The sequence below is a fragment of the Paenibacillus oceani genome, assembly GCF_014705615.1.
GTDB lineage: Bacteria > Bacillota > Bacilli > Paenibacillales > NBRC-103111 > Paenibacillus_AB > Paenibacillus_AB oceani.
Genome location: NZ_JACXJA010000030.1, coordinates 41683 through 54066 on the forward strand (window position 1 = coordinate 41683; position 12384 = coordinate 54066).

The 12384-nt window shown below is 55.3% G+C and carries 10 protein-coding genes; 8 read left to right on the forward strand and 2 right to left on the reverse strand.

Annotation, left to right across the window (positions count from 1 at the left end; genetic code table 11):
• Window positions 1–62 precede the first annotated feature (62 nt).
• Window positions 63–566, reverse strand: coding sequence for a ferritin (locus tag IDH45_RS21255; protein WP_190930147.1), 504 nt, complete (start codon window positions 564–566; stop codon window positions 63–65).
• A gap of 569 nt (window positions 567–1135) precedes the next feature.
• Between IDH45_RS21255 and IDH45_RS21260 the strand changes: the two genes are divergently transcribed.
• The 3 genes from IDH45_RS21260 to IDH45_RS21270 are packed head-to-tail and all read left to right on the forward strand — an operon-like array spanning window position 1136 to window position 3800.
• Window positions 1136–2206, forward strand: a complete 1071-nt coding sequence (locus tag IDH45_RS21260; RefSeq protein ID WP_223836850.1) for an ABC transporter substrate-binding protein — start codon at window positions 1136–1138, stop codon at window positions 2204–2206.
• Between the two features lie 35 nt (window positions 2207–2241).
• Window positions 2242–3054 (forward strand): ABC transporter permease, encoded by an 813-nt coding sequence (locus tag IDH45_RS21265; protein ID WP_190930148.1) that lies wholly within the window; start codon window positions 2242–2244, stop codon window positions 3052–3054.
• Window positions 3054–3800, forward strand: a complete 747-nt coding sequence (locus IDH45_RS21270) for an ABC transporter ATP-binding protein (RefSeq protein WP_190930149.1) — start codon at window positions 3054–3056, stop codon at window positions 3798–3800. Before IDH45_RS21265 ends, IDH45_RS21270 begins: the two co-directional genes overlap by 1 nt.
• A 224-nt stretch (window positions 3801–4024) precedes the next feature.
• Here IDH45_RS21270 and IDH45_RS21275 read toward each other — a convergent pair whose 3' ends face one another.
• On the reverse strand, window positions 4025–4879 hold the full coding sequence (locus IDH45_RS21275) for a helix-turn-helix transcriptional regulator (protein WP_190930150.1): 855 nt from the start codon (window positions 4877–4879) through the stop codon (window positions 4025–4027).
• Window positions 4880–5069: 190 nt separating this feature from the next.
• Here IDH45_RS21275 and IDH45_RS21280 point away from each other — a divergent pair, with 190 nt between their 5' ends.
• The 5 genes from IDH45_RS21280 to IDH45_RS21300 all read left to right on the forward strand — a co-directional run bounded on the left by IDH45_RS21280 (window position 5070) and on the right by IDH45_RS21300 (window position 12130).
• Window positions 5070–6509 (forward strand): ABC transporter substrate-binding protein, encoded by a 1440-nt coding sequence (locus IDH45_RS21280; RefSeq protein ID WP_190930151.1) that lies wholly within the window; start codon window positions 5070–5072, stop codon window positions 6507–6509.
• A gap of 55 nt (window positions 6510–6564) precedes the next feature.
• Window positions 6565–9474 carry a hypothetical protein gene (locus IDH45_RS21285; RefSeq protein WP_190930152.1) on the forward strand — a complete coding sequence of 970 codons (2910 nt, stop codon included), beginning with the start codon at window positions 6565–6567 and terminating at the stop codon, window positions 9472–9474.
• Window positions 9475–9687: 213 nt separating this feature from the next.
• Window positions 9688–10422, forward strand: coding sequence for an EcsC family protein (locus tag IDH45_RS21290; protein WP_190930212.1), 735 nt, complete (start codon window positions 9688–9690; stop codon window positions 10420–10422).
• 324 nt (window positions 10423–10746) lie between these two features.
• Window positions 10747–11379, forward strand: coding sequence for a thymidine kinase (locus IDH45_RS21295; protein ID WP_190930153.1), 633 nt, complete (start codon window positions 10747–10749; stop codon window positions 11377–11379).
• Between the two features lie 73 nt (window positions 11380–11452).
• Complete coding sequence (locus IDH45_RS21300; protein WP_190930154.1) at window positions 11453–12130, forward strand: hypothetical protein; 678 nt, start codon at window positions 11453–11455, stop codon at window positions 12128–12130.
• The last annotated feature ends 254 nt before the right edge of the window (window positions 12131–12384 follow it).

Below are 12384 nucleotides of genomic sequence, written 5' to 3' on the forward strand. Positions count from 1 at the left end.
GGCCGAACCTTGTTGCGTACCTGCTGTGTATCGATACGAGAAATAACATGCTGTCGAGCCGTTTATGCCCCAGGCGTGAACGTCCGCTTGGCGAGCTCGGCGTCGAGCATATAAAACGCATTGCTGTCCTTGTCGATCCGGCGCAGCTTCTGGATGATGCTGTCGAAGGTTGCTTCTTCCTCGACCTGCTCGTCGATAAACCATTTCAGGAAATTGATTGTCGCGTGCTCGCGCTCGTTCCAGGCGATGTCGGACAAATCGTAGATGCGGCGGGTTACCGTCTGCTCGTGTTCGTAGGCTTGGTCGAACGCGTCCAGCAGCGAGCCGTATTCGTTGGACGGGTCCGACATTCCGCTTACGACGGCGCGTTTGCCGAGCGTATTGATGAAGTGGAAAATTTTCATGGCATGGAACTTCTCTTCCTCGGCTTGTACGATGAAAAAGTTCGCGAATCCGTCGAAGCTTTCCGCCGAACAGTAGGCGGCCATCGCCAGATACACCTGAGAAGAGTAAAACTCGTAGTTCATTTGATCGTTCAGCTTGTCTAATAACGCTTGGCTCAGCATCGCGCTCACTTCTCCTTCTTATGCCGGTTGGGCAAGCATGGTATTCCTTTACATTATAGCGATAATCGGGAGCCGGATACAAACTTCGCTCGGTCCAGTTCTGCTCCTTCGCGCGAAGTATGTCGGATTGAGTCCCGGCTGCGGCTCTTGGGCTGCATTGAAGTCCTCTCTCTAACGGACACCACAGCAGCTTAGACGTCGAATTTGCCCATTTCCGCGCTGTAACGGTCACCAGAGCCGCTTAGAAAATATCCGCTACAATCAGCCGCCAGCGCCACATTAACGGCTCTCATGTCCGTTAGTTAGCCCGCCTCCCATCTTTTTCCGTTCAAAGCGGCTCCCATGTCCGTTAGCCGCCGCCCGCCTCCTCCTCCGCCGCGCCCCTGCAATACTGTGGCTCCCTGTACCGCTACAACGCTACAACGCTACACCACTGCCGCTGCCGCCCCCGGCTCCCGCTTGCAATTTCCAAAACAAAAAATGTCTTGACGTCCTCTCCATATATTCCTATAATAAAACCTATTAAAACGGTAGGAATTGTTTATATTATGGGGGAGTTGAAAAGAAATATGATGAAACGGTACTTTGCTGGTAAATACAAGGTACGGACCCTGGCGATATTCGCCCTGGCCGTCCTGATGATTATGGCAACGGCGTGCGGAGCGAAACCGGAAGCGGGCGGAGACAAGACACAAGGCGGCGCGGGCGGAGATGCCAAAAAAGAAACGAAGGCGCTGACGGTCGGCTACTTGAACGTTATGGACGACGCGCAAGCCATGCTTGCTTACGACGCCAAGCTGTATGAGAAGTACGGACTGCAAGTGAAGCTGCAAGCGTTCGAAAGCGGCACCGACCTGATTAAAGCCATGGTGGGCGGCCAAGTCGACGCGGGCGTGCTCGGATTCACGAATGCAGTCACCTGGGCTTCGAAGGGCGCCGGTCTGAAAGTCGTCGCAGGTGCGCAGATGGGCTTCCACAGTATTCTCGTCCGCAACGATTCCGGCATCAAGACGGTAGAAGACCTGAAAGGCCGTAAGCTTGCTTCCCAGAAGCAGGGCAGCACCGCGGATATCGTCCTGAACGGTGTAACGCTCGCCCAGGCGAAACTGACGAATAAAGATTTGCAGATGGTATACGCCGAGCCAGCCCAAGCGATCCAGTCGCTCGCCGGAGGTGCGGTAGACGCGGCGTTCGTATTCGAGCCTTACTCCCGGATGGCGCAACTGACGTCCCCGGTTACGCAAATTTACGAGATCGGCAAAGTATGGCCGTTCCCTTGCATGGTCGTCATCACCACCGACGATCAGTTGAAAAAAGACCGCGACGCGGTCAACCGGATGCTCGACGCCCAGAAAGAAGCGATCGAGATGCTGCAGAAAGATCCGCAAAAAGCGGCCGACTTCATTACGAAGCGATTCATCGAAGGCGATTCGTTCAAAACGGCTAAAGGCGACGTAAAAGCGACTACCGTCATTAAAGAATCGATCGAGTCGCAAACGTTCAACTGGGACATTACGCCGGACCACATCAAAACGATGCAGCAAATCGCCGATCTGATGATCGACCAAAAAGCGCTCGACAAGCCGGTGAAGGTCGAAGACATTCTCGATCTGTCCTGGCAGCAGCAGCTCAAAAAATAAGCTTGATCCATTTCTTTACGTGAGGAGACCGCCAGGTGAATTCGACAACCGATAAACCGAAACGGTCCGCGAAAACGACCGCTGTGCGCAAGGTGCTGCCTTATCTAGCTGCGATAGGCAGCCTTCTTGCCTTATGGCAAGTTTCTTCGTGGATCCTGAACAAACCATTTCTGCTGCCTGGGGTGCCCGAAGTATTCGGGCGGCTGCTCCGCAGCTTCTCGAACACCGACTTTATGAGCGGTGTGGCCGACAGTATGATTCGTCTCGGCGTCGCCTTTCCGACCGCTTGCCTTCTCGGGGCGGTCCTCGGTCTGCTGGCCGGCGTCTCCCACAGCTTCGCCGTTTATTTGCGCGGAATTATTTCGATTTTGCAAGCCATACCGCCGATCACGTGGGTACCGTTCTTCGCGATCCTGCTAGGTTACGGCAACGCTACGATCATTACCGTCATCATTATCGCCAGCTTTTTCCCGATGGCGCTCTCCATGTTGAATGCTACCGAAGGCATCAACAAGACGCACCTGGAGCTGGCCCGCGTGCTCGGAGCTTCAAGAGGACAGTTGATCACGAAAGTATTCACACCCGAGTCGTTCCCCGCATTCATTACAGGCGCTCAAGTAGCCTTCGGCAACGCCTGGCGTTCGCTGATCGCCGCGGAGATGGTCGGCGGAGCGATGTCCGGTCTCGGCTATTACTCCAGGTGGCGCGGCGAGGTCGCCGATATGAGCGGCGTCCTGATGAGTATCGTGGCAATCGGCACGATCGCAGCCGTGCTGGACCACCTTGTGCTGGAAAAGCTGAAGCGCAGGCTGCTTCGCTACCGCTACATGACGGGAGGCGATAACTGATGCAAACGATCCAGATCGATCGGGTCAGCAAAAAGTTCGGGCAGCTCGAAGTGTTGTCCGATATCGATTTTACGATTGAAAAAGGCGAGTTCGCGGCGATCGTCGGCCCTTCCGGCTGCGGCAAAAGCACCGTACTGCGGATGATCGCAGGGCTGGAGACTGCCTCGGAAGGCCAAGTGCTGGCGAACGGCCAGCGCATTCAGAAGCCGGACCCGCAGCGCGTCCTGATCTTCCAGGAGCACGCCCTGTATCCGTGGAGAACGGTCGATGACAATGTCGGCTTCGGCCTCGAGTTGGCCAAGGTGCCGGCCAAGGAGCGCCGCATTCGCGTCAACGAAGTGCTCGAGAAGGTCGGCTTAAGCGGCTTCCAGTCGTATTACCCGTCCCAGCTGTCCGGCGGCATGAAGCAGCGGGTATCGATCGCCCGCGCCCTCGTGCTGAACCCGGAGGTGCTGCTGCTCGACGAGCCGTACGGCGCGCTGGACGCGATCACCCGGCTCACGATGCAGAACGAGCTGATCAAGCTGTGGAGAGGTTCGGGGATGACCGTGCTGCTCATTACGCACGACATCGACGAAGCCGTCTATTTGGCCGATACAATCTACGTCATGAGTCCCCGTCCGGGACGCATTACCGAGAAATTCCAGACCGCGATGCTGCGTCCCCGCGACCGCAACAGCTCGGAGTTCGTCAAGCTGCGCCACCAGATTATGGACAGCCTGGACATCGGTACGTACAGCATCTAACCAACTTGCATCCGGCCTGAAGAAAGCGACTGCTCCGCGATGATCGCGCGGCCGAAAAAGCAGCCTTTCGTTCGGCAACTCATGCAGGACAGCCATCACAAACAAAGCTCAGCCCAGACCGTCCGCACGGACGCCAGGGCTGAGCTTTTTGCTATTGACCCGAAAGCGGCATCGGCTTCTTCACCCGCCCGACAGCCGCATCCCATGATAACCTCCTTTGCCGTCTAATGATACCTGTACTGCTTCGGAGTCATCCCCATTCTCTTCTTGAATATGTAGCAAAAGTAGTTGAAATTCGGCCATCCCGACTTCTCGCCGATTTCCTGTACGGAGCGGGTCGTCGTCTTCAGCAGGATGCATGCCTGCTTCATTCTGCGCTCGGTCAGCCATTCGATAATCGTCTTGCCCGTTACTTTGCGGAACAGCTGGGAGACGTGGTTCGGGGACAAATGTACCGCCTGCGCCAGGACGTCGAGCTCGAACTCCTTATCGTAATTTTCTTCGATCCATTTCATCACTCCGGACACTGCCGGGGCTTTTGTTACCGCCGGCTGTTTCGCCGCTCCATCCTTTCTCCATAACGGATACAAGTAGTGAAGAACGGAAGCCAGCAGAAGCGCTCTGCCCTCCATCTGAGTATGGGTTGGATGCAGAAGAAGCCTTTCGTTGCTTTCGACCATAAATTTCACTAACCGCTCGTGTTCCGGCACTTGCTGAACCTGCACGACATCAGAATCGCTGCACAGATGGTCGTGAAACTTCTGGAGATCCGGAAACGCTTTCAAATATTCCGTGAAATACCCTTTTTCGTATTTCAACAACGACCGGACATACGGCGTCCCCGAGCTGATCCGCATCTGCAAATAATGAGGCTGGAACGGCTTGATAAACAGCAGAGTACCGGGTTTCACCTCGTATGCGCCGTGCTCGAATATCACACTGCCTTCCCCGTTGTGAACAAAGATGATTTCGATGCCCGGATGAAAATGAAACAACGGCTGGAAAGTGCGCGAGGCGTCCTTTCCGATTACGATTGTAATCGGGTTATGATTCAGATAAGAACAATGTTCGAAGATCAACATAATTCCTCCGCTCGGCACAAAAGTGATTTATTGACATTTTATCATAATAGATCGCAACTGTCCTCCACTTGATTATGATACTCTCGGAGTACGCGGCTGCATTGCCCGAATCCGGGCAGCTCAAGCAGACGATGTACTGAAAACGATGCCACAACGGCACATAACAAACAGGGAGGTTGTTTGCGTAATGAACCGAGTAAGCTCCAAATCCGAGAAAAACCAGATTGCCGTCACCAGCTTGGACCCGTTTGAAAGCGGAATCATGAACAGAAACAAAACCGCACTTCAGTCGATGCGGCAAAAAGCAAAGTTGCCTTTGCTGATTGTTCTCGTCACCTCCGTCGCAGCCGCCTGCTCTGGAGGAAGTTCCGGTAACGGATCGGGAGCAACCCCCGGCGCCGGCGCCGAGGGCGGCAAGCCAGCGGTCAAAAAAGCGGACCCGATCGAGCTCGTCTTTTACTCCAGATCGGGCGACTTTGACAACGATGGCTTTATGAAGATGTTCGGCAACAAAATCAAAGAGAAATTTCCGCACATTACGCCAAAGTTTATTCCACGCACCGCGGAGGTCACGCTTCCCCATATGGTGACGGCCGGAGAAACGCTCGATATCCTGTATCTCTCCAGCGGACAGACGAACGAACTGCTCGACGTGCAGCTGCAATACGACATCTCCGATCTGATCAAGCAAAACAAATACGATCTGAACCGGCTTGAATCGACCACGATTGATATTCAGCGGCTGATTGCAGACGGCGGCATTTACGGCCTGCCGGTATTCAACAATACGATGACGATGTTCTACAACAAAGACTTGTTCGACAAGTTCGGGGTTGCTTATCCGAAGGACGGTATGACGTGGGACGGCGTGTACGATCTGTCCAAGCAGATGGCACGCACCGACGGCGATGTTCAATACCAGGGGTTCACTTTGTCGATGTCGCACAATATGCTGGTAAACCAGTTCTCCATCCCGTATACGGACAAGCAAAATAAAGTAAACTTCACCTCCGACGAGTTCAAGAAGCTGTTCGATATGTGGACGCGATTTTATCATCTTCCCGGCAACGAGGTTACCAAAAAGACAGTCAGCTACGGCGTGCAGGTCGACAAATTCGATAAAGAGAAGTCGACCGCGATTTACCTCGGGCTGGCCGCGCTCGGACCGGCCCGCTTCAAGGACAACTTCAACTGGGACGTCGCCTCGTTCCCCGAATGGAAGGAGAAGCCGGGCGTCGGACCTCAACCATATCCGAGCTACTTTTATGTCACGAATACGAGCAAGCACAAGGAGCAGGCGTTCGATGTCATCGTTTGGCTGACTTCTGACGAATTCCAGCGCCATCTGGCCCGCAACGGCCTGTTCCCGACCTTGAACAACCGGGACGCCATGAAGGATTTCGGCCAGGATGTTCCGTATCTGAAAACGAAAAACTTCAACAGCTTTTTGCCCCAAAAGTTCGCGTCTCCAGCAAAGCCTTCCGATTTCGCAAAGGTCGGATCCAAACATCTGACAAGGGCCTTCAACAGCGTTTCGCTGAAGGAAAAAGATATCAACACGGCGCTGCGGGAAGCCGAAGAGGCGGCCAACAAAGAAATTCAAACTTTACTGTCCGGCGGCAAGTAACAAGAGGAAGCATCATAATGAACAACTTCTTCAACAGATATGGAGGTTGATCTTCTTGAATATTCATGAAGACAAGAGCAAGGAGCGCCTAATCGGCAAGCCCCGGCTGTCGAGACGCAAAATGCTTGCCATTCTGGGGTCGACCGGAGCGGCTCTTGCCGCAGGCTCTACGGTGGTGTGGGCGACTTCTCATCAAGCAGGGAACGGGAATATGCAAATGACGCTACTTGAACTTACGACCGCGCAAAATCTCGAAGAAAATCAGGTCATCAGGACTACCGGCTACTACACGGCAGGCGACGGAGGAGGCGCCGAGTATATCGTCCGGACGGCCCAACTGCCCGAGGACGGCGGCAGTGTAATCAATCTGCAGAACGGGCTGCAGGCTCATCTGCTGGCTGGCCAAAGCGTCAATTACTACATGTTCGGAGCCAAGGGAGACGGTGTCAACGACGACGGCGTTCAGATCAAGAAGGCCCATGTCTACGCAAATAGCGCCAAACTCCCGGTTGTGCAGCTGACAGGCGAGTTCTGGATCAAGCAGACGAATCTCATTACGATCCAGACGAATGTCCAGTGGGGACAAACGATCCTCCATATCGACGAAAGTTATAACACTCGCGACAAGCAGCGTTTCCTTATATCCAGCGCCAAGCCGCAGCAGACGATTACACTCAGCGCCGCGGATAAAGCGTCTCTGCTGTCCAAGCTGAAGCCCGGGACGACGATCATTTCCGAGCTTGCGCCGTACAAAAACTGTCTCGTCATCGTCGCCGACAGCAACGACCGGATCGGCATCCGTGCCGGCTACCAAGGCAATACCGGCTGGGCCAAGGAAGAGTTGTTTGCGGTTGAGGAGCACGGCCGCATCATCGGGGATATTGCCTGGACGTTCCAGAACTATACGAGTCTGATCGCCTACCCTTGTGACGATCATTATCTCGTCGTCGACGGAGGAACAATCTATTTGTCGGGCGACAATCCCGGACAAAATCAGGGCTACTGGTACAACGGATTTACCGTCAGTCGCAGCCGGACGATTATCCGCAATCAGTGGGTCGGGCTCGAGCCGGGCAACGCCGACATATCCCTTGAACCGCGCCACGGCTTTTATACGTTCTCCAGATCGTACGACGTTACGCTGGAGAATGTGCGCCTGCTTCCTTGGGAGAAAAACCGGCCCGGCACTGACCAGGACGTTCTCCATGGCACTTACGGCATCGGCGGCAGCCGGGTGCTGAACGCCACCTTCCGGAACGTGACTGCCGAGGGCAGCACGATCCATTGGGGTGTTTTCGGCACGAACCTGTTCAAAAATTTCCGCGTGGAAAATTGCCGGCTCAACCGGATCGACGTCCATTTCCATTGCTGGAACTTGTACGTTCGCGATTCGGAGATCGGCTATCACGGATTTACGCTTACCGGCGGCGGGGATTTGTTCGTCGAAAATACGAAGCGGTTCGGCAACGACTTCCTGTCATTCCGCCAGGATTACGGGGCCAAGTGGGACGGCCACATCCGGCTCACGAACTGCCGGCTGGTCGTCACGAATCCGAACAGCGAGGCGAGGGCGCTCAACTTCTCTCCATCCAACTTCGACTACAAATATCCGATCGGCTACGGACAGTCGATCCGCGTCCATAACTTCGTATTCGACTACGTCGCGAATCCGGCGGGGACCGGCGTATGCCGTGTGATGAAGACGGCGGCGTTTTCGGCTACGAGCCAGGGACACCGGCTGTTTTTCCCGCAACTGATCGAGTTTGTCGGCGTTACGGTTACGGGGCGGGACAAAGGCGTTCGGATTATGGAGATTCCGGACCCGTTCGGCTACGACGTGCGCAAGTCGGGCGGCTACGACGACCAGCAGGTGCGCACAAACTGTCATATGCGGTTCGAGAACATTCAGTGCGAGAAGACGCCGGTGCAAGCGTCCCAGTCGGCGACCCATGTCAATTTCCTGCTGGGCGGACTCGGTTCGGCTCCCTATACCGACGATCGGGCGCTTTATCCGAAAATCGAAATGATCAACTGCGGCGACCTGTTCGTCCATTTCAAAGGCGCTTCCGCCGACGTCCGCATGGCCGGCTGCAGAGTGAACAGCATCGATGCTTACGAGGGCGGGCCGATGCGGGGACGAATCGTCTTCGATGCTTGCGACATCCAGGCCGATGTAGTCGAAGACAACAAAAACTTTTATTTCCTTTCACCGACTCACGGGGTGACGTTTCTGAACTGCACGATTCATCCTCCGATCGTCGACGGTACGGCGAGACCGGACCTGCTCGCCCGTTACGAATTTATCGACGTGAATAACAAGCTGCAGCATTCGCATCTGAATACAAGATTGTCCAAAGCACTGCACGATTATTTCGCGACCGCGGGCATATCGGTATTGCCGGAATATATCGACATGCTGAAGAGCCACCACGAGAAAGACAGCATATGGATGGCCAGGCGCAAAGGCTCTACGGCGGACCGGCCGGCGCCGTCGAAGTTTCAATCCGAGATCGGTTACCTCTACTACGATACCGACCTGGGCCGGATGATCGTCTGGAACGGCACAGCATGGGCATTGCCCGCCGCAGAAACGGGAAGCGGTCACTTCTACGGCGCGGTTAACGCGCAGACCCCGGCTGGTGGAGCCGTATTGAAACGCGCCGAGGGACACCCTACCCAGGAGGTTCTGATGACGCGGGCGGGCAGGCTGACGGCGTGCATCTCGCATATCGCCGCCGGAAGCGATACAGCCGCTACATTCGACATATGGAAAAACGGCCAGCTGTGGATCGGCGGGCTGGCGGCGATCGGAAATGCCGGCGAGACGCATTCGCTTCCTTTCCCTCCCGCCGCGGACCCATCCTTCTCCGCAAACGACCGGCTCGGCGTACGGGTTCATAAGCCGTCTTCGGCGGAGTACAACGGGACAATCGACCTTCTTGCGTCGTATTCGGATAACTTGTAACGAACCGGATATATGCACATCAGACCATGCAAGACTCGCTGAACCTTCAATAAGCTTAACCGGCTGCTTCGTATAGAAGCGCCGGTTAAGCTCTTATTGTATTCGGGAGTTCCTCCTCGAACGCGACCGATTCGTTTGCATAACGTATGAAGTAACAACGGGAAAGGAATATTCTGACCGTACATGAACCGAAAGCGAGGCAACACGATGCCCATGACCACGTACGAGGACTCGATCCGCACGCGGCTCGCCGAATGGGAGCGCGGGCTTCTGAAGCAGCCCGGTTTGCTGGAGCGAACGTCCAAATCGATTCAGACCAAAATCAACGAAAAAATTCCTGCCAAAATACACGCCGCCCTGACTACCGCAGTGAAGGGCATTTTCAGCACTGTCCTGTTCACGCTCGATTTTGTCCCCAAAAGCTTGCCGCAGACGGGACTGACCTTGCAGCAGCGGGACGAGAAAGCGGTCGAAGTCGTCAATACGTACAAAAAGATCGCCGCCGCCGAAGGTGCCGGAACCGGAGCGGGCGGATTCGCCCTCGGGCTCGTCGATTTCCCCGCGCTGATCGCGATTAAGATGAAATGCCTGTTCGAGCTCGCTCATCTGTACGGCTATTCGACCCGCGACTATAGGGAGCGGCTGTTCCTGCTGCACGTGTTCCAGCTCGCCTTCTCGGGGCGCGATCACAAGGTGCGGGTGTACCGGATCGTGCGCAACTGGGATGAAGTGGCGCTGCAATATCCGGAAGGCGAGCATGCGCTGCAAACTGTCGATTGGGAAAAGCTGCAGCAGGAATACCGGGACGCCATCGACTTCAGGAAGATGCTCCAGCTTGTGCCGGGCATCGGCGCCATCGTCGGAGCATGGGCCAACTACGGCTTGCTCGAAGAACTGGGACAAACCGCGATCAACTGCTTCCGGCTCAGGCTGCTGCACGGCGGCTAGGCAGGCGCGCCCAGCTTGCCCTCCTCTTTCCAGGCTTCCCGCTGCGGGAGGCCTTGTACATTTTCAGAGCTTATCCTATGGGATGAGAAGGCGTTGCAGCGGCCAACTCCCCTTTCAAGCCACTTTCAGCTGTGAATTTGGACTAGGCCCTCTCCCCTCTATTCAGCCCCGCCGATTTCCGCTATGCTGGGTAATGATTGATTGACGAGGCTGCCAATTCACTATGAACTCGGGAGTGGAAAGGAAAGGAATGCCTTCCGGTGAGTGTTGGCTTTAAACTCCAACAAACCGATACTAGCGCAAGCAGAGAGGGATGCGGCCATCTTGGCAAAATTGTATTTCCGGTACGGTGCCATGAACAGCGGCAAATCGATTGAGGTGCTGCGCACCGCCCACAACTACGAGGAACAAGGCAAACAAGCGTTGCTGTTCACCCCGGCGATCGACGACCGGTACGGCACGGGCATCATCACTTCCCGGATCGGCATCCGGAAGGAAGCGGTCGTGATTACATCCAAGCTGGATATGTACAAACTGGCGGAGCGGGAGAAGCCCGACTGCATCCTGGTCGACGAAGCCCAATTTCTGAACGAGTCCCAGGTGAAGGCGCTGTGCGACATCGTGGATGAACTGAACATTCCGGTTATCGCCTACGGGCTGCGGGCCGACTTCCAGGGCAAATTGTTCGAGGGCAGCTATCACCTGATGGCGCTTGCGGACAAGATCGAGGAAGTGAAGACGGTATGCTGGCATTGCCAGCGCAAAGCTACGATGAATATGCGCTGCAAGGACGGCGTTCCGGTCTTTGAGGGCGAGCAGATTATGATCGGCGGCAATGAAAGTTACGTGCCGGTATGCCGCAAATGTTACAGCGAGGGGCGCAAGCAGGCGGCGAAGCAAAGATCCGCACAGCGTCGATGCAAGGTTAACCAGATTAACGATGAATTAGAGAAATAGGTAATGGAATGAAACATTTCCCACCCCGAATCCGTATGAAACGGTACATTCGGATAACGGAGGGAGTGCACTTATGAAACATACGACGGAACGGATACCGTCATCCCGCTCTACGCAAGCTCTCGTCAGCTTGTTTCTGGCCGCCTCCTTGTCGGCCGCAGCGGCAGGCTGCGCCTCCAGAACGCCAGCCCCGCCGCCGCAGTCGTATACATCCTATACTACCGGCGGCAGCTCCGGCTCGAACATGTCGGCAACGGCTCCGACAGCACCGCCTGATGACCGCGCGGACGACTATTGCACGGACCAGGACAACGACGGTGAATGCGATGACGGAGGCGGCGCGATCAACGGCTCCTCCTCGTCGGTTTATTATCATAACGGCGTAGCCTACTATCCGCGATCCTCGGGGGTGTCCACCGGGACGAGGAAGGCGGAGCCGGGAACCGCCTCCGGCAGCCAGACCCCCGCGGCGACTCCGGCTCCAAAGCCTACCGCTCCTGATCAGACTGCGCCTACGACGAGTCCGAAGACCGGCACCTTCACAACACCGGGCGGCGGCAGTACTAGCGGCACAACTGGCAGCACAACCAGCAGCAGTACTAGAAGTACAACTAGCAGCACCACCACCTCGACTACCACGGTTAACGGCAGCAGCTCCGGCAGCGGAATTTCGTCCGGAACCAGCAGTTCTTCCACCAGCAGCTCTTCCTTCAGCGGAATCGGCAGCTCCAGTTCGAGCTCATCGAGTTGAGGAAGAAGCTGGAACCACTGTCCCTTGCCTTGCCGAATCGTTTCGTCTACCGTCAGGCAAGGGAATTTACAAGTGCACAAAGTTCATAAAAAAAGACGACCCTCATTCCTTCAATGTAGGACCGGTCGTCTTTTTTTGTTGGCTATTCAAATAATGTTGTCTGGTTTCTCGTTACTACTTACTTAGTTCCGAAAGTTCGGAGACTTAAACTAGGTAGATTTCCTCAGCAATGTGCTGTAATTATAAACCGGTTC